The organism is Bartonella sp. B30(2025), assembly GCF_053793825.1.
In genome coordinates this window covers 701108-724017 of sequence record NZ_CP200034.1, presented here as the reverse complement: position 1 = coordinate 724017, position 22910 = coordinate 701108, and the positions used below count along the sequence as shown (strand labels likewise).

Sequence of the window (22910 nt, the reverse complement as noted above, 5' to 3'; positions counted from 1 at the left end):
TGGAAAAGGTGGAGCTGCTGGTGTTACGGCGGTGAAGAGATCGTAGAAAGGAAGATTATGGCTAAGGAAGCCACGCGTGTTCGTCGTCGCGAACGTAAAAATATCTCATCGGGTATTGTGCATATAAATTCAACATTTAATAATACGATGATAACTATCACTGATGCGCAAGGTAATACAATTGCCTGGTCTTCTGCTGGTGCACAGGGATTTAAAGGTTCTCGTAAATCTACGCCTTTTGCCGCTCAGGTTGCGGCAGAGGATTGTGCTAAAAAAGCACAGGAACACGGGATGCGGTCGTTAGAGGTTGAGGTCTGTGGTCCTGGGGCAGGTCGTGAATCAGCGTTGCGTGCGTTGCAGTCTGTTGGTTTTACAATCGTTTCCATTCGCGATGTGACACCAATTCCTCATAATGGGTGTCGTCCGCGGAAAAGACGGCGTGTTTAAATTGGGTATTGTTTTTCATTATCAGAGCTTTCTCTGATGTTCAGATTGTTCGCTACGATTGGATGGTAGCGTAGCTGTAAGAACGGGAATAAAAATATGATCCAGAAAAACTGGCAAGAACTTATCAAACCTAATAAGATTGAATTTTACGCGCATGATAATCCAAACATCTCGAGTATGGTTGCGGAGCCTTTAGAGCGGGGATTTGGTTTAACATTGGGAAATGCGCTTCGTCGTGTATTATTATCATCTCTTCGTGGTGCTGCTGTTACTGCTGTGCAAATTGATGGTGTGTTACATGAGTTTTCATCAATCCCAGGTGTTCGTGAAGATGTTACAGATATTATTTTGAATATCAAGGAAATTGCTATTCGTATGGGAGAAGAAGGACCTAAGCGTGTAGTTGTTTACAAAGAAGGTCCCGGTATTGTTAAGGCAGGGGATATAAATGTTGTTGGAGATATGGAAATTTTAAATCCAGAGCATGTTATTTGCACCCTTGATGAAGATGCTGAAATTCGTATGGAATTTATTGTTAATACAGGGAAGGGATATGTTCCGTCTGATCGTAATTGTACAGATGATGCGCCAATAGGTCTTATTCCTGTTGATAGCCTTTATTCACCAATTCGCAAAGTATCTTATAAAGTAGAGAATACACGTGAAGGTCACGTCTTAGACTATGATAAATTAACGCTGACTGTTGAAACGAATGGTGCTGTTAATGGAGAAGATGCGGTCGCTTTTGCTGCTCGTATTCTTCAGGACCAATTATCGTTGTTTGTCAATTTTGAAGAGCCACAGAAGGAAGTTGTTGAAGAATCTGCTTCTGAACTCGCTTTCAATCCTGCACTTCTTAAAAAAGTTGATGAATTAGAACTTTCAGTTCGTTCGGCGAATTGTTTGAAGAATGATAATATTGTTTATATTGGTGATCTTATTCAAAAAACCGAATCTGAAATGCTTCGGACACCAAATTTTGGAAGAAAATCATTAAATGAGATTAAGGAAGTTTTGGCATGTATGGGACTCCATCTTGGTATGGAAATTCCTGCATGGCCACCTGAAAACATTGATGATCTTGCTAAACGCTATGAAGATCAGTATTAAAATAAGATTTAAGGAGAAAACTCATGCGCCATAATAGGTCGGGACGTAAGTTGAATCGAACTGCTAGTCACCGTAAAGCGATGTTTGCAAATATGGCGGTTTCGTTAATTGAACATGAGCAAGTTGTGACGACGCTTCCAAAGGCAAAAGAAATTCGTCCTATAGTTGAAAAATTGGTTACACTTGGTAAACGTGGAGGTTTGCACGCTCGTAGACAGGCAATTTCGGCTATTCGTGATGTTGGAAAGGTCGCAAAATTATTTGATGTGCTTGCGCCGCGTTATGCAACGCGTAATGGGGGCTATTTGCGTATTATGAAAGCAGGTTTTCGTCCTGGTGATAATGCTCCTATGGCTGTTATAGAGTTTGTTGATCGTGATGTTGATGCAAAAGGTGCTGTCGATCGTGCAAGAATTGAGAATACTGGGAAAGAAAAAGAAGTTTCTTAATAAGTATTTTTTCTTTTAGCTTTTAGAAAAACCGTCTGAAGAAGACGGTTTTTTTATAATTTTAAAATAAAATATATTTAAATGATACACATAGGAAGAGATTTATATGATTTTGTATAATATTGAATTATCTAATTTTTATGACATTTATCTTCCGAATAGATTGTTTTTATTCTAAATTGTAAACTCTAGTTAAGTTATTAAACTTCTATAGGAAAAATTTTTATCCTAAAATTAAAAAGTGTGTCAGTTTTATAAGGAATGAATAATGAAGAATTTTCTTTTTGTGTGGCTTTTAGGAGTTTTTATCGCGCAAACATGTTTTTGTTGCGCATATGCGAAAATACCACAAACACAATCAGAAATTACTCTTTCCTTTTCTCCTTTAGTAAAAAAAACTATTCCATCCGTTGTAAATATTTATGCTGCTCGGCAAATTAGAGCGCGTTCACCCTTTGAAGGGGATCCATTTTTTGAGCAATTTTTTGGTCGTTATCAAAATCATAGACCTTTACGTAAGCAGTTGTCATTGGGATCAGGAGTGATTGTTGATAAACGAGGTTTGATTGTTACAAATTATCATGTCATTAAAGATGCTAATGAAATTAAAGTTGCTCTTTCTGATGGGAGAGAATTTGAGAGCAAGGTTATGCTAAAGGATGAAGCGACTGATATTGCAATACTCAAAATTAATGTGAAGAATATTGAATTTCCAGCACTTCCTTTAGGGGATTCTGATGCGGTGGAGGTTGGTGATATTGTTCTTGCAATTGGTAATCCATTTGGTGTTGGGCAAACAGTTACGAGCGGTATTGTTTCTGCGCAAGCGCGTACACGTGTTGGGATTTCTGATTTTGATTTTTTTATTCAAACAGATGCTGCCATTAATCCGGGAAACTCTGGTGGAGCTTTGATTAATATGAAAGGACAATTAATTGGGATTAACACAGCTATCTATTCGCGTTCAGGTGGTTCTGTAGGAATTGGTTTTGCTATTCCAGCAAATCTTGTAAAAGTAATGCTTGGTACAGCTGATCGTGGAGGAAAATATTTTGTTCCACCTTATATTGGAGCATCTTTCCAAGCTGTTACACCTGATATTGCAGAAAGTTTAAATTTAGAACAGCCTTATGGTGCCCTTATCGTTGAGATTATCAAAGATGGTCCTGCTGCAAAAGCAGGTTTGAAAATAGGTGATGTTATTTTGAGTGTACAAGGGATACGAGTTGATAGTCCTGATATTCTTGGATACCGCCTTATGACAGCTGATACAGGACAAAATCTTGCTTTAGAGTACTTGCGAAGTGGAAAGATTCTTAAAACAAAAGTAACTGTTTTATCAGTTCCAGAAACTGCATTTTTAAAATCTGAGAAAATTATTAATAAAGGTCCGCTTTTTGGTGTAGAAGTATTAGATTTAACACCGCAAAATAGCCGACGTTTTCATCTTCCTGCGAGTGTGAAAGGCGTTGTAATTGCTGATATTGATGAGATGAGCAATGCTGTAGAAATTTTTCGTCCTGGGGATATTTTGCGTGTTGTTAATGGACATAAAATTCAAACAGTTAGTCAGTTAAAAAAGCTTCTTATGCAAGAGCGCCCACATATTTGGCAATTAGAATATGAACGTGATGGTATGTATATTCGCCAATTTTTGCGCTGAGGTTTTTTTTGAATAAAGATTTTTTCACTTCATCTTTTGATCTTCATGTTGATGAAAATCGTCCACTAGCAGAGAGAATGCGACCTCGTTCTCTTTGTGATGTAACAGGACAAGATCATTTAATTGGAGAAAATGGTTTGCTTTCGCGTATGGTAACAGCGGGTTCATGCGGCTCAATGATTTTTTGGGGACCTCCTGGGACGGGAAAAACAACAGTTGCCCGTTTATTAGCGCTTGAAACTCATTTTGTTTTTGAACAAATTTCTGCTATTTTTACTGGAGTTGCTGAGCTTAAAAAAATTTTTGAAAGAGCACAGACTCATTTTATGTCTGGAAGTCGAACGCTTTTGTTTGTTGACGAAATTCATAGATTTAATCGTGCACAACAGGATAGTTTTTTGCCTGTAATGGAAGATGGGACTGTGATTCTTATAGGTGCAACAACTGAAAATCCTTCATTTGAACTTAATGCTGCGCTTCTTTCTCGTGCACGTGTTTTAACATTTTTGCCTCATGATAGTAAAAGTTTGGATGCTCTTTTGAAGCGTGCTGAAGAATTAGAAGATAAGCCTCTTCCATTGGATGATGATGCCAGAAATATCTTAATAAGAATGTCTGATGGTGATGCGCGGGCAGCATTGACATTGGCAGAAGAAATTTGGTGCGCTGTACGTCCAGGAGAAATTCTTGATGCAGCAGCTTTGCAAAAGATTATTCAGCGTCGTGCTCCAATTTATGATAAAGGTCAAGATGGCCACTATAATCTCATTTCGGCATTGCATAAAGCAGTTCGTGGTTCTGATCCTGATGCTGCTCTTTATTATTTGGCACGTATGTTTGATGCGGGTGAAGATCCTTTATATATAGGACGGAGATTGATCCGTATGGCTGTTGAAGATATTGGCTTAGCAGACCCTCAAGCTCTTGTTATCTGTAATGCAGCAAAGGATGCTTATGATTATTTAGGATCACCTGAAGGAGAATTAGCTTTAGCGCAAGCATGTATTTATGTTGCTACCGCACCAAAATCGAATGCGGCATATCTTGCTTATAAGACAGCTATGTCTTGTGCTCAAAAAAATGGCTCTTTGCCTCCTCCTAAGCATATTTTGAATGCACCTACAAAATTTATGAAAAATGAAGGGTACGGTCATGGTTATCGTTATGATCATGATGAACCAGATGCGTTTTCAGGACAGGATTATTTTCCTGAAAAACTAGGACGTCAGATTTTCTATCATCCACAAGAACGTGGTTTTGAGCGTGAAATTATCAAGCGCCTTGAATGGTGGAAAAAATTGCGACAAAAACGAAATAGTTGAAAACATATTTTTAAAATAAAATTTTAGTTTAAAAAGTTTATTATTTTAGCAATATTTTTATCCCGTTCTATCATTGATCGTAAGTTTATTAATAGCTTAGAAGAGCTATTTTAAATGCTTTGTATTCTGCATAAATAAAAAATTTTTTATTTTATATACCCAACAAGTTTCAAAATTTGATTGCAAGCAGTGTTTTTATAGCAAAAAGTTGCTTAAGCAGTTACATTAAGTGCATCGTTATATAGTTTTATTGGGATAACTTTTTATTACAAATAGTTTTATGATGAGCAAGAGAAGCTTATTTTTATAAAAATTAAAAAGGTATATTCCATGCCGAATATTGAGAGTTAAATTGTTTTTTCTTTTGATGAAAGTTACAAGTGAATTAAATTTCTGTCCTTTACTAAAAGGTACTTTGTATCGTAAAAAAGAACGAAAACTTCTTTTTACGCACATTAATTAAGAAGGTGTGGGTACATATGGTGATAGCGATGGAAATAGTCTGTGAAAATCTAAATTCAACGCTTTAGCTCAATTAAGAGAACAGTGTACATTAGATAGTGGATTATTTTGACTTGATAAGGATATAGTTGTGGATAAAAAAAAAGCTCTAGATGCTGCTCTATCACAAATTGAACGTTCTTTCGGTAAAGGCTCTATTATGCGTCTTGGGCAAAAAGAACAGGTCGTTGAAATTGAAACAGTTCCAACAGGTTCATTGTCTTTAGATATTGCTTTAGGTGTAGGTGGATTGCCGAAGGGACGTATTATCGAAATTTATGGGCCAGAAAGTTCTGGAAAAACGACATTGGCTCTTCATGCTATCGCTGAAGCACAAAAAAATGGTGGGGTTTGTGCATTTATAGATGCAGAACATGCTCTAGATCCTATTTATGCACGTAAGCTTGGCGTGGATTTAGAAAATTTATTTATTTCTCAACCAGACACTGGTGAACAAGCATTGGAGATTACTGAGACACTTGTCCGTTCTGGTGCTGTTGATGTGCTTGTTGTCGATTCGGTTGCAGCCTTGACACCACGTGCAGAAATTGATGGTGAAATGGGTGATGCTTTGCCAGGATTACAAGCACGTTTGATGAGTAAAGCTTTACGAAAATTAACAGCATCAATTTTCCGTTCTAACTGTATGGTTATCTTTATTAATCAAATTCGTATGAAAATTGGAGTAATGTTTGGTTCACCAGAAACAACAACAGGCGGAAACGCTCTAAAATTTTATGCTTCTGTTCGTTTGGACATTCGTCGTATTGGGGCAATAAAAGATCGGGATATGGTTGTTGGAAATCAGACACGTGTTAAAGTAGTAAAGAATAAATTAGCGCCTCCATTTAAACAGGTTGAATTTGACATTATCTATGGCGAAGGTATTTCCAAATTAGGCGAATTAATTGATTTAGGAGTTAAAGTTGGTATTGTAGAGAAATCTGGATCGTGGTTTTCTTATAATTCTCAACGCTTAGGGCAGGGGCGTGAAAATGCAAAACAGTTCTTGCGTGAACATGCAGAAATAGCTGCAGAAATCGAAATGGCTTTGCGTCAAAATGCTGGTTTAATTGCGATTGAATTGTTAGAAAATACAGGATCAGAAAATATAGAACATGATGAATTAATGTGATGGGGTTATTTCTTTTAAGTAGAACCCTTTCATTTAAAGTTTAGACGTATAAAATTATTTATTTTTCAATATTTTTGAGAAGACGTTTATATTTTTAATTAAATGGACTCTTTAAAACAGCGAAGAGGATATTTAATTGAGGATGAATTCTTTTTCGTGCTGTATTCTGCAGGTATAAATATGAATAGTGTTAATAGCATCCGGTCAACTTTTCTGGACTACTTTCATCGTAATGGGCATAAAGTTATTCCTTCTAGCCCTCTTGTTCCACGTAATGATCCCACACTCATGTTTACAAATGCAGGAATGGTGCAGTTCAAAAATGTTTTTACTGGATTTGAGCAGTCTGCTTATAATCAAGCAGCAACTGCCCAAAAATGTGTTCGTGCAGGTGGAAAACATAATGATCTTGATAATGTTGGCTATACGGCACGCCATCATACTTTTTTTGAAATGTTAGGGAATTTTTCTTTTGGTGATTATTTCAAAGAAGAAGCAATTTTTTTTGCATGGGATCTTTTGACAAAAGAGTATGGTCTTCCAAAAGAGAAATTGTTGGTAACAGTTTATTATACTGATGAAGATGCTGTTAAATTGTGGCGTAAAATTTCGGGGCTTCCAGATGAAAAAATTGTTCGTATTGCAACGACTGATAATTTTTGGGCGATGGGAGATATAGGTCCCTGCGGTCCTTGTTCAGAAATTTTTTATGATCATGGTGACAAAATTTTTGGAGGTCCGCCCGGAAGTGCTGATGAAGATGGTGATCGCTTTATTGAAATTTGGAATCTTGTCTTTATGCAGTATGAGCAAACAAGTAAAGGAGAGCGTATTGAGTTGCCTCATCCTTCTATAGACACAGGCATGGGATTAGAGCGTATTGCTGCTGTTTTGCAAGGTGTTCATGATAATTATGATATAGATCTTTTTCGTGCATTAATTGGTGCATCACAAGAGCTAACAGGGGTTAAGGCGGCTGGTGATTTTGTGGCGAGCCATCGTGTTATTGCTGATCATCTTCGTTCATCTGCATTTTTGATTGCTGATGGTGTTCTTCCTTCTAATGAGGGGCGGGGATATGTTTTACGTCGTATTATGCGTCGAGCTATGCGTCATGCTCATCTTCTTGGTGTTAAAGAGCCATTGATGTGGCGTCTTTTGCCTATTTTAATTTATGAAATGGGACAAGCTTATCCTGAGTTAGTACGTGCAGAATCTTTGATTTCAGAAATTTTGAAATTAGAAGAAATACGTTTTCGCAAAACTCTTGAACGAGGACTTAATTTATTGGATGAAGCAAGCACTAATCTTAAAGAAGGAGATCATTTTAATGGAGAAGTTGCTTTTAAACTTTACGATACATATGGTTTCCCGCTTGATTTGACGCAGGACGTTCTTCGGCGTCGTGGAATATCTGTTGATGTTGATGCTTTTGATAAAGCGATGGAGCGTCAAAAAGAAGATGCTCGTGCTAGTTGGTCTGGTTCTGGTGAATCTGAAACAGAAGCAATCTGGTTTTCTCTTCGTGATCAGGTCGGAGCTACAGAATTCTTAGGCTATGAAACAGAAAAATCCGAAGGAATTATTACAGCTCTTTTGCATGATGGTAAAGTTGTTGATCATATTTCTTCAGGGCAAAAAGCCATGATCGTGGTCAACCAAACACCTTTTTATGGCGAATCTGGCGGACAAATTGGTGATAGTGGTATCATTTCTAACGAATGTTTTGTTTTTGAGGTGCATGATACTCAAAAAAAAGGTAACGGCATTTTTGTTCATATTGGAGAAGTTAAATCTGGTCAAGCAAAGATATCTGATTGTGTCGAGTTAACCGTTGATATTGTTCGTCGTAAAAAAATTCGTGCAAATCATTCGGCTACCCATTTGTTGCATGAAGCACTACGTCAAGTATTAGGGACTCATGTTGTGCAAAAAGGTTCTCTTGTAACGCCAGATAGGTTGCGATTTGATTTTTCTCATCCAAAAACAGTTTCTGCACAAGAGCTGAAAAAAATAGAAGATTTAGTAAATAATATTGTTTTGCAAAATAATGAGGTGATAACACGTCTCATGACAGTGGATGATGCAATTTCGGAAGGAGCAGTAGCTTTATTTGGTGAAAAATATGGTGATGAAGTTCGTGTTGTTTCTATGGGGGAACAGTTAAACAAAGAAAAATTAAAAAGTCACTGGTCAGTGGAGCTGTGTGGAGGTACACATGTAAAGAGAACAGGGGATATAGGTTTGATCCATATTATTTCTGAAAGTTCTGTAGCTTCTGGAGTTCGCCGTATTGAAGCTTTAACGGGTGAAACTGCGCGTCTCTATCTTAGTCTCCAAGAAGAACGGATTCATAAAATTGCTGATCTTCTAAAAATTTCTGCTGTTGATGTGGAAGAACGCGTACATGGATTGCTTGATGATCGCCGTAAACTTGAAAAAGAGCTAAATGAGGTGCGCAAAAAAGTTATGCTAAGTGGCGAGACCTCGAAAGGTGGTCAAAAGGGTATTATTATTGTCAATGGCGTTTCTTTTATGGGACGTGTTGTTGAAAATATTCCACCGCGAGATCTAAAAGCGGTGGTTGATTCTGCAAAAAAACAGATAGGCTCTGGAGTGATTGCTTTCATTAGTGTTTCGGAAGACCGCAAGGCAAGTGCTGTTGTCGGTGTTACTGATGATTTAACTGATAAGGTGAATGCTGTTGATTTAGTGCGGATTGTTTCAGGCGTTCTTGGTGGTCAAGGAGGAGGAGGTCGTCCTGATATGGCACAAGCTGGTGGTCCTGAAGGGAATAAAGCTGATGAAGCTATTATGGCATTAAGAGCTTTCCTTGAAAGATAATTTAAAATTAGTTATTTGCATTGTAAGGTTTCTAAATTTCGTAAAAAATAAAATTCTCCTGTTTAGGGAGTGCATTTTAAAAGATTGGATGCCATTTTATTATGTAGTAGTTTTATGCAAGAGAATTACTTATCAACTTTTATTGTAAAGTGATAAATTGTTATTCAACAGTTTTAAATATCTTGTGGAAGACAATACATTTATCAGGTAATTTTGAAGTTTTTTTCAGCTAAGTGTCCATTAATGTAAGAGCATAGCGAATTGTTGAAAAGCGATTTTCTATAACGGAAATGATGCAGTTTTAGCTTATAATCTTAAGAACATCTTTAGCTTTAGATTCTTCCTGAATAAAAAAGTAATGATTGTTTTCTTTAAGATCTAGATGGTTTCATTCAAGGTGAGAGCTGGGAGCATTTTTAAAAATGGCATGTGCAATTGCTAATCATTGTTTTCTACCTAACAATTAACGAGCATGGTTCGCTAACTGACGTATTGTAGCGATCTTCTTTTCAGAATATAATCAAAGATAACGTGTCTTTTAGCCGTTTCATGAAGTTCTTTATCTGTTGTGATAGATTTTTTATCGAGATAGTGTTGCTAAATTGCGTTTTATAAGTGCAATGTCTTGAAAACTGTGGTTAAAGATTTACAGAATAATAAAGCTTATGCACTCTTTTCTTTTATAAATTATAGGCTTTTAAAACAAAGACATTAAAATTGAAACACTGACATGCTTAAAATTATGATGGTAGTGTTTTACAGAGACTATCAGTTTTTTTGTTTTTAATGCGCAAACAATATACAAATGATAGCCATGAATAAATAAGATATTTAAAAGGATATCAATTTATATTTAAAGCTAAGAGGCAGCGGAAGATAAAGAATTTAAAATGGTTCAAAGATGTTAGCGCATAAAATAAAGCTATATGGTTGTGTAGAAGCGATGGTAGCTAATCGTGCGAAAAGCATTGGGAATTTTGTGTTGTTGGCAATAGACTTAAGGCGTGCTGAGAATACGTTTGTATATGTTTGTGCAATTTAGTTAAGATAGCTACACAGATGTCTCTGTCTAAATGGTCAACATCGTGTGTGTAATAGGGGAGATAAGCAATAATATGAAAGATACCACGAGATACCAAAATTATGAAAGTAAAAACAATCTTTAATTGATTTATAACGGTGCCAATAACGCATTTGAATAAAATAGGTTCTACAATTATAATGACAGCTCACATAATATTTGAGCGGTGAGAAAATGCGATTTTGGATATTAACTTTAATGTTATGGGATAATGCTGATTTTATTTTATAATGTCGAGATCTTTACGTATATAAATGTAGGGCACTAAAACTAGTAATGTAAATTTGATGGCTAGGAAACTGTTATGGCAGACGTAGAAATAAAAAAGGTTGAAACAGATGAAACTGGAATGCGCCTAGATCGTTGGTTTAAGGCACATTACCCAGGGCTTGGATTTGGATCTTTACAAAAATTGCTGCGCTCTGGTCAGATACGGGTTGATGGAGGTCGTGTAAAAGCAGATACACGTCTTTTCATGGGACAATCTGTTCGCGTTCCACCATTAGCTGTTAATGACAAAGAAAATTTTTCTGTAACAGATAATACTATTCGTGGACAAGATGATGAAATCATTTTGAAAAAAATGCTTCTTTATGAAGATGCAAAAATTTTTGTTTTTAATAAACCGGCAGGATTAGCGGTACAGGGTGGTTCTGGTGTAACACGCCATGTAGATGGTATGCTTGAAGTGTGGCGCAATAAAAAAGGTGAAAAACCACGTTTGGTACATCGCCTTGATCGTGAGACGTCGGGTGTGCTTATTGTCGCTCGGTCAAGGGGGACCGCACAAGCTTTAACTGCTGCTTTTAGAGCGCGGGAAACAAAAAAAACTTATTGGGCTCTGGTTCGGGGGGTTCCTAAAAAAAAGCAGAATAAAATTTCAACATGGATGGTCAAAGATATAACTGAGCAAGGCGATAAAATGCGTGTTTGTGAACATGGAGAACCAGATGCTAATCATGCAGTTTCTTATTATCGTGTTTTAGATACTCGGGGACGAGCTCTTTCATGGCTTGAAATGGAACCTTATACGGGGAGAACACATCAGTTGCGTGTACATGCTGCTCATATGGATCATCCCATTATTGGTGATTCAAAATATTTTTTCTCTGATAGTAATTGGAGTTTACCAGGAGGTATTCAAAATCGACTTCATCTTCATGCCCGTCGTATTCGGATACCTCATCCTTCAGGAGGTATATTGGATGTTGTCGCGCCTTTACCACCTCATATGGTACAAAGCTTTAATCTCTTGGCTTTTAATGAAATTGATGGTGAGACAGAATAATGCAAGAAATGTTGGCTGCTTTGTTGCATTTTGATAAAATTGATAGACTTAATTATTATCAATGCTTCTTCTGGCTGTTATATTGCGATATTGCGTCCATTTTATAAAAAATATATGCAGTTTTTTTTCAAAAAAAATCAATAAATTTATAAAAGTCTATAGGTAAAATGATATGCGTGAAATTTTAGACAATTTTGATACACCTTTGAATAACAATCATACTGTTGGTGAAACGCAAAAATTGTCACAACATACTTTACCTAAACGATTTTATAAAGAAGTAGAAATTGTATGTGAAGAGATTGGATTCTCTATATTATTGGATAAAGCTCCAGTTAAAACACCAGCGAGGCGTCATTTGATTGTACCAACAGAATCATTGGCGATGTTAGTAGCACAAGAATTTGATAATCAAAAAGAGGTTATCAATCCAGTAAAAATGCCGATTACACGTATTGTTAATACTGTTATTGATGGCATAATGGACGATATGCAAGCTGTTTTTGAAGATTTATTACGTTTTGTTACATGCGATATGATTTTTTATCGCGCTCAAGCACCAAAAGAGTTGGCTCAACGACAATGTGAACATTGGGATCCCTTATTGGATTGGGCGGAAGAAAAACTTGGTTCACGCTTTAATTTGACGGAAGGGATTATGCATGTTGAACAACCGCGAGAATCTATTCAAGCAGTGAGCAATTATTTGCGCAAGATAGAATCTCCCTATATACTTGCTGCACTTCATACAATGACAACTTTAACAGGCTCAGCTCTTATTGCTCTTATAGTGTTTGCAAACAAAATTGATCTAGAGCATGCTTGGAACATTGCGCATTTGGATGAAAATTGGGTGATGGAGCAATGGAGTGCCGATAAAGAAGCAATGGAACGTCTGGCTTATAAAAAAGCAGAATTTAATGCTGCCGCTGCAATTATTAAGGCTTGTTTGTTGTAAAATTAAATTTTCTTCTGCTCGATATGTGCATTCGTTTTTTCAATGTAATGTTTTGTGATATTTTGCAGTTGCTCTTCATTTATCTTAATTTCTAATGCTTCATTAGTGTTAGTTTAAATTTGTTTTTTCATTTACATCAACAACGTTTTATTGATTATTGTAAAGGTAGAAATAATCTCGGTTTAAACTTCTTACATTATAAAAGATAGAAAAAAGGAAGGACTTAGGACACCAAAATTTTGGTAATGGATTTAATAAGTTTTAGCTGAATATACTGAGAGTATATAGCATTCCTTTAAGATGAAGAAGTGTATTAAAAATGGAGATTTGGAAATCTCCATTTTTAAATTGAAAAAATAGCTTATTTTTCAAACAGAATAGTACATATCAAACTCGATGGGATGAGGGGTGGTTTCATAACGCAAGACTTCCTGCATTTTTAACTCAATAAAAGAATTAATTTGATCATCATCAAAAACATCACCCGCTTTCAAAAAGTTGCGATTTTTATCAAGAGCTTCAAGAGCTTCGCGCAGGTTTCTTGCAACTGTGGGGATTTTTTGTAGCTCTTTAGCAGGAAGATCATAAAGATTTTTATCCATAGCATGTCCAGGATGAATTTGGTTGTTTATACCATCAAGACCAGCCATTAAAAGTGCGGAAAAAGCCAAATAGGGATTTGCTGTTGAATCTGGAAAACGAATTTCCACACGTTTTGAATTTGGTGAAAAGCTTATGGGAATGCGGCAAGAAGCAGAACGATTGCGTGCAGAATAAGCAAGAAGAACAGGAGCTTCATAACCGGGAACCAAACGTTTATAAGAATTGGTCGATGGGTTAGTGAAAGCATTGAGTGCTTTTGCATGTTTAATAATACCACCGATAAAAAAGAGACAGGTTTTTGATAATCCAGCATATTCATTTCCTGCAAAAGTTGGTTTCCCATCTTTCCAAATGGACATGTGTACATGCATACCTGAGCCGCTATCACCAAAAATGGGTTTTGGCATAAAAGTTGCTGTTTTTCCGTAGCTATTTGCTATTTGATGTACAACATATTTAAAGGTTTGCATATTATCAGCTTCGCGAACTAAAGTATCAAAACGAATGCCCAATTCATGCTGTGCTGCAGCCACTTCGTGATGATGCTTTTCAACGCGAATACCTATGTTTTTTAATGCTGTGAGCATTTCAGAGCGCATATCTTGGCAAGAGTCTACAGGGGGAACAGGAAGATAACCCCCTTTCATTCGTGGACGGTGTCCTAAATTTCCCATCTCGTATTCAGTATCATCATTTGAGGGAAATTCACTTGAATCGAGTTTAAATCCTGTATTGTAAGGATCGACTTTGTAGCGCACATCATCAAATATAAAAAATTCCGCTTCTGGACCTACATTAATGGTGTCCCCAACACCTAAAGATTTCATATAAATTTCAGCTTTCTTAGCAATAGAACGAGGATCTCTGCGATAAAATTCTCTAGAAATAGGATCGATAACATCACAAAACATGGCTAAAGTAGATTGAGCAAAAAAAGGATCAATATGTGCTGTTTCTGGATCTGGCAATAATACCATGTCAGATTCATGAATTGTTTTCCATCCAGCAATTGAAGATCCATCAAACATAATGCCTTCACTAAATATATCTTCATTCACTTCTACAATGTCCATTGTGATATGATGCAACTTTCCCCATGGGTCGGTGAAGCGTAAATCGATAAAACGTATATCATTTTCTGCAATCTGTTTAAGAATATCTGATGCGGTAGTCATATTTCATCCCTTTATTGGACTGAAGTGGGTAAAAAAAGGTAAAAAATTGCGAATGTTAAAGAGCATCATTTTTAGATTCACCAGTGCTGATACAAAACAATGGAAAAAACATTTTTTATCTTCAACATATTTTATTTGAGCTGTTTTGCATATTATATTGCTGGTTTAATTTTTCATCGGTAATAATAACTATAGTTTTTATTTTGATGAACAATAAACAATATATTTAGTATTGTCGTAAAGTTCATGTGCTTTTTACATTGAAAACTCTCTGCTTTTACTATGATCATATCATTTTTAATATGATTCTTTCATTTATTTCACCAAGTTTAAAAAAATTACAATATCTTTATTTTTTTAGATTGCACTGCATTATATTGGAAATAAGGATATGTTAAACAGATACTTCCTATATAGAACAGTTAAAATTATATAATCATATAAATTTTGAAAATATTCTTTCATAATAGAATAAAATATTTTTATTTACTTTTTATTTATCATAATGTATTTTACAATTTAATTATTATTTATAAATATTTTGATGATATAATAGTTAGCGTAATAAAACTTCTTTTAAAAATTTTCCAGTATAAGATGCGGAAATATTAATAATATCTTCAGGTCGTCCACTTGCTACAACTTCACCGCCGCGATCGCCGCCTTCTGGTCCTAAATCAATAATCCAGTCAGCTGTTTTGATTACCTCAAGATTATGTTCAATGACTGCAATTGTATTCCCTTGATCAACGAGTTCATGCAACACTTCAAGAAGTTTGGAAACATCATGAAAATGTAAACCGGTTGTTGGTTCATCCAAAATATAAAGTGTATGTCCCGTTGTTTTGCGTGAAAGCTCTTTCGCAAGTTTGACACGTTGAGCCTCACCACCAGAAAGAGTTGTGGCCTGCTGTCCCACTTTGATATAACCAAGACCAACTTTGATGAGGGTTTTCATTTTATTATGAATAGCGGGAATGGCTTGAAAAAATTCTTCAGCCTTTTCGATTGTCATATCTAAAATATCTGCGATAGATTTTCCTTTAAATTTTACTTCTAATGTTTCTCTATTATAGCGTTTTCCTTGGCATACATCGCAAGTAACATAGACATCAGGTAAAAAATGCATTTCAATTTTGATAACTCCATCACCTTGACATGCCTCGCAGCGTCCTCCTTTAACATTAAATGAAAAACGCCCCGCTTTATAACCGCGTGCTTTTGATTCTGGAAGTTCAGCAAACCAATCACGAATCGGGGTAAATGCACCTGTGTAAGTTGCAGGGTTAGAGCGTGGAGTACGACCAATAGGTGATTGATCTATATCTATAACTTTATCGAGAAATTCTAATCCTTCAATTTTATCGTAGCTCGCTGGGTTGTGATGTTTCCCCATAATATGGCGTGATGCAGCTTTGAAAAGGGTTTCTATAAGGAATGTTGACTTTCCTCCACCTGAAACTCCTGTTACGCATGTAAAGGTTCCAAGAGGGATACTCGCACTAATATTTTTGAGGTTATTGCCTTTAGCGCCTATTACTTTAAGCATCTTTGATTTTGATATTTCTCTTCGTTGAGTTGGTACTGTGATTGCTATTTTTCCTGACAGATATTGGCCTGTAAGAGAAGTTGGATTTTCTATAATTTCTTGAGGTGTACCTTGAGCTATAACTTCTCCGCCATGAACGCCTGCAGCAGGACCAATATCTACAATATGGTCTGCAGTAAGAATAGCATCTTCATCATGCTCAACAACAATAACTGTATTTCCCAGATCGCGTAGATGGTGCAGCATTTTTAGAAGGCGTTCATTATCGCGCTGGTGTAAACCGATAGATGGTTCATCTAAAATATAAAGAACACCTGTAAGACCAGATCCAATCTGGGATGCTAACCGAATACGTTGACTCTCCCCACCTGAAAGTGTCCCTGAATTTCGAGACAGGGTAAGATATTCAAGTCCTACATGATTTAAAAAGGCTAAGCGTTCTCGAATTTCTTTTAAAATACGAACTGCTATATTACGTTGTTTTTCGGTCAAATATTGATGAATATTGGCAAACCAGTTATCTGCTTTTAAAATAGAAAGTTCTGATATTTGTCCAATGTGCATTCCATGAATTTTAACAGCCAGTGCTTCTGGTTTTAAACGGTAGCCATGACATGCTGGACAGGGCGAAGAAGACATATAACTCTCAATTTCCTCACGTGACCATGCAGAATCTGGTTTTTCCCATCGCCGTTGCATATTTGGAATAACACCTTCAAAATATTGAATTATTTTATCTACATCAGAATCATTTTTATGATTAGAAAAAACGTTTTTTTCTTTTATGCCATACAAAATGGCATGTTGTGCTTCAGTTGAAAGTTCATGCCATTTGTCTGTGAGCTTAAATTTATAAAATTTTCCCAATGTTTCTAAAGTTTGATTATGAAAAAATAAGGATGATTTAGACCAAGGAGCAATTGCTCCAGCTTTTAAGGTAAGATTTTTATTGGGTATAATTTTTTCTGGATCAATTGTATTTTTTATGCCTAATCCATCACAAATAGGGCAAGCACCAAAAGGACTATTGAATGAAAATAATCGCGGTTCAATCTCAGGAATAGAAAACCCAGATATAGGACAGGAAAATTTTTCCGAAAAAATCAATCTTTTATGGGTTTCATTTTTTGATCTATTGACAGATTCTCGCGTCTTCTCTTCTTGTTCCAAAGGTTGATCTGCCATTTCAGCAATGGCAATTCCATTTGCTAGCTTTAAGCACGTTTCTATACTATCAGCCACGCGAGATGCAATATCATCGCGTACAACAATGCGGTCAACAACAACATCTATATCGTGTTTATATTTTTTATCAAGAGGAGGGGTATCGGGAATTTCATAAAATTTTCCATCAACTTTGACACGCTGGAATCCTTTTTTTAAAAGTTCTGCTAGCTCTTTTTTATATTCTCCTTTTCGTCCTCTCACCAAGGGAGCCATAATAAAAACTCGCGTGCCTTCTGGTAAATCCATAACTAGATCTACCATTTGACTTATTGTCTGGCTTTCAATAGGTAGTCCTGTGACTGGAGAATATGGAACACCAATACGTGCGAAAAGAAGACGCATATAGTCATAAATTTCTGTGATAGTTCCTACCGTTGAGCGAGGGTTTTTGCTGGTTGTTTTTTGTTCAATGGAAATAGCAGGCGAAAGACCATCTATTCGATCAACATCTGGTTTTTGCATCATTTCCAAAAATTGACGTGCATAAGCAGAAAGGCTTTCAACATAACGGCGTTGACCTTCAGCATATATTGTATCAAAAGCTAAGGATGATTTGCCTGATCCAGAAAGTCCTGTTATCACGATCATTTTATCACGAGGGAGATCTAGATCAATATTTTTCAGGTTATGTTCACGTGCGCCGCGAATAGAAATATATTTTTGATGGGGCATGTTTATCCCTAGCATGTGTGATAAAAGTTGAACATTTAAAATTGGAATATAATTGTTTATTTGTCATTATACTCTTCTTAATTATTTAATAAGAGTGGAGGTTGCAAATTTTGTAAAAGAAGGTGAAGATAGCAGCATTTTACTTTTAGTAATGGAATAGACCATATGTTTTTCCATTATTTTGTATAATAACATATTTTATAATTTTGGAGTTTATACTATGGCCGGCAGCCTTAATAAAGTTATTTTAATTGGTAATCTTGGTGCTGATCCAGAAATTCGTCGTTTAAATTCTGGTGATCAAGTGGCAAATTTGCGTCTTGCTACTTCGGAAAGTTGGCGTGATCGCACTACAAATGAGCGTAAAGAGCGTACAGAGTGGCATAGTGTTGTTATTTTTAATGAAAACCTTATTAAGGTTGTGGAGCAATACGTAAAAAAAGGGAGTAAAATTTATATTGAAGGTCAATTGCAGACACGCAAATGGCAAGATCAAAATGGCAATGATCGCTATACAACAGAGATTGTTTTACAAAAGTACCGTGGTGAATTACAAATGCTCGATGGGCGTGGGACAGCTAGTGGAGAGCAATTACATGGGGCAAATCAGCAAAGCAGTAATTACAGTAGTGGTAACTTTGATGATAGTCATTCAAATCAAAGGAATGCTTTTAATTCAAATAATGACTTTTCGGGAGAAAGCTTTTCACACAAATTAGATGATGATGTCCCTTTTTGATAATATTTTAAATTTTGCTATTATCATTTTTTATTTTATGTTTCGTGAATTACTTATTTAAATTTTTTAAAACTCATGAGGGAGTGGTTTATTTGTTTGCAATTTTTAGTACAATAGGTAAGTAATTTATTTGAATCTTGTTAAACTTCTCCTTCATTATGGAGAGAAATTGGTGTTTTGACGCATTTTTATATATAAAAGTAGAGTGAAGTGATTCTTTTTTTGAAAGTCTGAAAACTGTGACTGATCTTACTCCACTACCAGAACATGATGCATTAAATGGTGTTGAACCAGTTAGCATCATCGATGAAATGCAACGCTCTTATCTCGACTATGCAATGAGCGTGATTGTTTCGCGTGCACTTCCTGATGTGCGTGATGGTCTTAAACCTGTCCACCGGCGTATTTTGCATGCTATGAATGAGATGGGGCTTTCTTTTAATAAGCCTTATCGTAAGTCTGCAGGTGTTGTGGGTGAAGTTATGGGAAAATTCCATCCTCATGGAGATGCTTCAATTTATGATGCGCTGGTGCGGATGGCACAGGATTTTTCTTTGAGAAATCCATTAATTGATGGTCAAGGAAATTTTGGCTCTGTTGATGGTGATCCACCTGCTGCAATGCGTTATACAGAATGTCGTTTAGAAAAGGTTTCAGAAGAGCTTTTAGCTGATATTGATAAAGATACTGTTGATTTTCAGGATAATTATGATGGACGTGAGCGTGAACCTGTAGTTTTACCAGCACGTTTCCCTAATCTTTTGGTTAATGGATCAGGTGGTATTGCTGTGGGAATGGCAACCAATATTCCTCCTCATAATCTTGGTGAGGTTGTTGATGGTTGCATCGCTTTGATTGACGATCCAAATATAACTCTTGATAAAATGATTGAAATCATTCCTGGTCCTGACTTTCCTACTGGCGGGATTATTCTTGGTCGTTCTGGTGTTCGTTTAGCTTATGAAACAGGACGAGGATCGGTTATTATGCGTGCTAAAGTCGATATTGAAGAAGTGCGTAATGGTCGACAAGCAATCATTGTAAGCGAAATACCTTATCAGGTTAATAAAGCAGCGATGATCGAAAAAATGGCCGAATTGGTACGGGATAAACGCATTGAAGGAATTTCTGATTTGCGTGATGAATCTGATCGTGATGGATATCGGGTCGTTATTGAATTAAAAAAAGATGTGGTTGCAGATGTTGTTTTGAACCAATTATACCGTTATACGCCACTGCAAACTTCTTTTGGTTGTAATATGGTTGCGTTAAATGGGGGCAAACCCGAACAGATGACGCTGCTTGATATGCTTCGTGCATTTGTTTCTTTTCGAGAAGAGGTCGTAAGTCGGCGAACAAAATATCTATTGCGTAAAGCACGTGAACGTGCACATGTTTTGGTTGGTCTTGCTATTGCTGTTGCCAATATCGATGAAATTATAGCCTTAATTCGCAAAGCACCTGATCCACAAACAGCACGCATACAGTTAATGGACCGACGTTGGCTCGCGGCTGATGTGGCGCCTTTAATAAAACTCATTGATGATCCTCGCCACATTATCCATGAGGATAATACTTATCATTTGTCTGAAGAACAAGCACGCGCTATTTTAGAATTACGTTTGCAAAGATTGACAGCGCTTGGACGCGATGAAATTGCTGATGAATTAAATAAAATTGGAGTAGATATTACCGATTATCTTGATATTTTGTCATCGCGTTCTCGCATTATGAATATCGTTAAAGATGAACTAACAGCACTTCGCGAAGAATTTGCAACTGCCAGGCGCACAGTTTTTGGTTTTGGTAGTGCTGAGATGGATCATGAAGATCTCATTGCATCAGAAGACATGGTGGTAACAGTTAGTCATAGTGGTTATATTAAGCGTGTTCCCCTTAATACGTATCGTGCGCAGCGACGTGGTGGTAAAGGGCGTTCTGGCATGTCGACAAAAGATGAGGATTTTGTAACGCGTTTGTTTGTGGCTAATACGCATACACCGGTTCTTTTCTTTTCATCTCGGGGAATTGTCTACAAAGAAAAGGTTTGGCGTTTGCCTATTGGTACACCCCAGTCCCGCGGACGAGCTCTAATCAATTTGCTTCCTTTACAGCAGGGTGAGCGCATAACAACTATTATGCCTTTACCAGAAGACGAGACGAGTTGGAGTGCGTTGGATGTTATATTTGCAACGACGCGCGGCACTGTGCGTCGTAATAAATTATCCGATTTTGTTCAAGTTAATCGCAATGGTAAAATTGCCATGAAACTTGACGAAGAAGGAGATGCAATTCTTTCTGTAGAAACTTGTACAGAAAATGATGATGTCGTTCTTACAACTGCTAATGGACAATGTATCCGTTTTCCAGTTACTGATGTTCGTGTATTTGCAGGGCGCAATTCAGTAGGGGTACGTGGTATAAATTTAGCTAAAGGTGATCAAGTTATTTCGATGACTATCTTAGAGCATGTAGAGGCAACTTCGGTTGAACGTTCTGCTTATGTTAAACGTGTCATTAGTGAGCGTCGTGCAGTTGGTATGGATGCTGAAGATGTTTCAGCTCTTGATGAAAATGATGAGGGCGCTGAAATGGAGTTAACAGATGAGCGCTATGCAGAGTTAAATGCGCGTGAGCAAATGCTTTTAACAGTAAGTGAGTTTGGTTATGGAAAGCGATCTTCTTCATATGAATTCCGCATTTCTGGGCGTGGTGGAAAAGGGATTCGTGCAACAGATCCATCTAAAACGGCAGAAATTGGTAAGTTGGTCGCGGCTTTTCCAGTAAAAGAACGAGATCAAATTATGTTAGTTTCAGATGGGGGACAGCTTATTCGAGTTCCTGTTGATGGTATCCGTATAGCTGGTCGTTCAACTAAAGGAGTCACAATCTTTAATACAGCTGCAGGAGAAAAAGTTGTTTCAGTTGAACGTATTTCTGAATCTGAAGATGATGTTAACGATTTAGGCAATGAATGTGAAACACATTCTAATGCAGTTGATATTAACGAAGATAAATAATATTTGAGGGTAACAAAGTAAGGTGATGAGAATTGCTTTTTATGCGGGTTCCTTCGATCCTCTTACCAATGGTCATCTTGATGTTTTGAAAGGTGGTTTAGTTTTAGCTGACAAGGTCGTTGTAGCTATAGGTGTGCACGCTAAAAAAAGTATGCTCTTTAGTTTTGAAGAGCGTGTTGATTTGATTATGCAAGTAAGACAAAATTTGCTAAAAGTAGGTCCTGATAGAGTACAAGTTATTTCGTTTGACAATCTTTTGATTGATAAGGCACGTGAAATTGGTGCTTCATTTCTTATTCGTGGATTGCGTGATGGTACTGATCTTGATTATGAAATGCAGATGGCTGGGATGAATGGTATCCTAGCTCCTGAATTACAAACTGTTTTTTTACCAGCGAGTGTTTCTGGACGTGCGATCACCTCTACGCTTGTGCGCCAAGTTGCTTCTATGGGAGGGGACATTTCACCCTTTGTGCCTCAAAATGTTGCACAAGCTTTACGCTTAAAATTTCAATCTTTAAGGAAAAATGATAGTGTATCTTAGAATTTTTACCATTTTAGCATGTGTTTTTTGCTTCTTTTCATTTAGCGCTTTAGCGAATGATTCTAATCTTCTTGTGTTATCTCTTAAAAATGGTGATGTGATTATTCGTTTACGTCCTGACTTGGCTCCTAAACATGTTGAACAAATCAAAAAATTAACAAAGGAAGGTGCTTATAATAATGTTGTCTTTCACCGTGTTATTCCAGGTTTTATGGCACAGACTGGTGATGTAAAATTTGGAAAAAAAGACAGCGCAAGTTTTGATCTTAAACGCGCTGGTATGGGGGGATCAGATTATCCTAATATAGAAGCAGAGTTTTCAAAACAGCCGTTTAAGCGCGGCATTGTTGGTATGGCACGTTCACAAGATCTTGATTCAGCAAATTCTCAATTTTTCATTTGTTTTGATGATGCTGATTTTTTAAATGGTCAATATACTGTTGTTGGAGAAGTTATAAAAGGAATGGAGATTGTTGATAAAATTAAAAAAGGTACCGCAAGTAATAATGGATCTGTAAAAAATCCTGATGTGATTAATGCAGCCTATTTACAAGCTGATAAGTAAGACGAAGGAGTTGGCCAT

15 protein-coding genes are annotated in these 22910 nt (G+C 36.6%); 13 read left to right on the top strand and 2 right to left on the bottom strand.

Going from position 1 to position 22910, the window contains the following annotated elements:
• The first annotated feature begins 57 nt into the window (after nt 1-57).
• The 9 genes from rpsK (at nt 58) to V4P55_RS02940 (ending at nt 12798) form a co-directional block, all read left to right on the top strand.
• Entirely contained in the window at nt 58-447 is a 390-nt protein-coding gene (gene rpsK / locus V4P55_RS02980; RefSeq protein ID WP_455474948.1) for a 30S ribosomal protein S11, read from the top strand.
• Nucleotides 448-543: 96 nt separating this feature from the next.
• Complete coding sequence (locus V4P55_RS02975) at nt 544-1557, top strand: DNA-directed RNA polymerase subunit alpha (RefSeq protein WP_455474947.1); 1014 nt, start codon at nt 544-546, stop codon at nt 1555-1557.
• Nucleotides 1558-1580: 23 nt separating this feature from the next.
• On the top strand, nt 1581-2006 hold the full coding sequence (rplQ, locus tag V4P55_RS02970) for a 50S ribosomal protein L17 (RefSeq protein WP_455474946.1): 426 nt from the start codon (nt 1581-1583) through the stop codon (nt 2004-2006).
• 268 nt (nt 2007-2274) lie between these two features.
• Nucleotides 2275-3669 carry a DegQ family serine endoprotease gene (locus tag V4P55_RS02965; RefSeq protein WP_455474945.1) on the top strand — a complete coding sequence of 465 codons (1395 nt, stop codon included), beginning with the start codon at nt 2275-2277 and terminating at the stop codon, nt 3667-3669.
• Between the two features lie 8 nt (nt 3670-3677).
• Nucleotides 3678-4991, top strand: a complete 1314-nt coding sequence (locus tag V4P55_RS02960; RefSeq protein WP_455474944.1) for a replication-associated recombination protein A — start codon at nt 3678-3680, stop codon at nt 4989-4991.
• Nucleotides 4992-5583: 592 nt separating this feature from the next.
• The gene (recA, locus tag V4P55_RS02955) at nt 5584-6627 is read left to right on the top strand and encodes a recombinase RecA (RefSeq protein WP_455474943.1); all 1044 of its coding nucleotides are present in this window, start codon (nt 5584-5586) and stop codon (nt 6625-6627) included.
• Nucleotides 6628-6807: 180 nt separating this feature from the next.
• The gene (alaS, locus tag V4P55_RS02950) at nt 6808-9471 is read left to right on the top strand and encodes an alanine--tRNA ligase (protein WP_455474942.1); all 2664 of its coding nucleotides are present in this window, start codon (nt 6808-6810) and stop codon (nt 9469-9471) included.
• Between the two features lie 1385 nt (nt 9472-10856).
• Nucleotides 10857-11840, top strand: a complete 984-nt coding sequence (locus V4P55_RS02945; protein ID WP_455474941.1) for an RluA family pseudouridine synthase — start codon at nt 10857-10859, stop codon at nt 11838-11840.
• Between the two features lie 172 nt (nt 11841-12012).
• Complete coding sequence (locus tag V4P55_RS02940) at nt 12013-12798, top strand: ATP12 family chaperone protein (protein ID WP_455474940.1); 786 nt, start codon at nt 12013-12015, stop codon at nt 12796-12798.
• Between the two features lie 368 nt (nt 12799-13166).
• On the opposite strand, the gene glnA is transcribed toward V4P55_RS02940, so the two are convergent.
• Together glnA and uvrA are read right to left on the bottom strand one after the other, a co-directional pair.
• Nucleotides 13167-14576: a type I glutamate--ammonia ligase gene (glnA, locus tag V4P55_RS02935; RefSeq protein ID WP_455474939.1), complete on the bottom strand. Its 1410-nt coding sequence runs from the start codon at nt 14574-14576 to the stop codon at nt 13167-13169.
• Nucleotides 14577-15132: 556 nt separating this feature from the next.
• On the bottom strand, nt 15133-18024 hold the full coding sequence (uvrA, locus tag V4P55_RS02930) for an excinuclease ABC subunit UvrA (protein WP_455474938.1): 2892 nt from the start codon (nt 18022-18024) through the stop codon (nt 15133-15135).
• Between the two features lie 220 nt (nt 18025-18244).
• On the opposite strand from uvrA, the gene ssb reads away from it, so the two are divergent.
• From ssb to V4P55_RS02910, 4 genes are all read left to right on the top strand, one after another.
• A complete protein-coding gene (gene ssb / locus V4P55_RS02925; protein ID WP_455474937.1) occupies nt 18245-18763 on the top strand; it encodes a single-stranded DNA-binding protein in 519 nt (172 codons plus the stop codon).
• A gap of 239 nt (nt 18764-19002) precedes the next feature.
• Nucleotides 19003-21783: a DNA gyrase subunit A gene (gyrA, locus tag V4P55_RS02920; protein WP_455474936.1), complete on the top strand. Its 2781-nt coding sequence runs from the start codon at nt 19003-19005 to the stop codon at nt 21781-21783.
• 25 nt (nt 21784-21808) lie between these two features.
• A complete protein-coding gene (gene coaD / locus V4P55_RS02915; RefSeq protein ID WP_455475113.1) occupies nt 21809-22327 on the top strand; it encodes a pantetheine-phosphate adenylyltransferase in 519 nt (172 codons plus the stop codon).
• Complete coding sequence (locus tag V4P55_RS02910) at nt 22311-22892, top strand: peptidylprolyl isomerase (protein ID WP_455474935.1); 582 nt, start codon at nt 22311-22313, stop codon at nt 22890-22892. The genes coaD and V4P55_RS02910 overlap by 17 nt, the downstream gene beginning before the upstream one ends.
• Nucleotides 22893-22910: the final 18 nt, after the last annotated feature.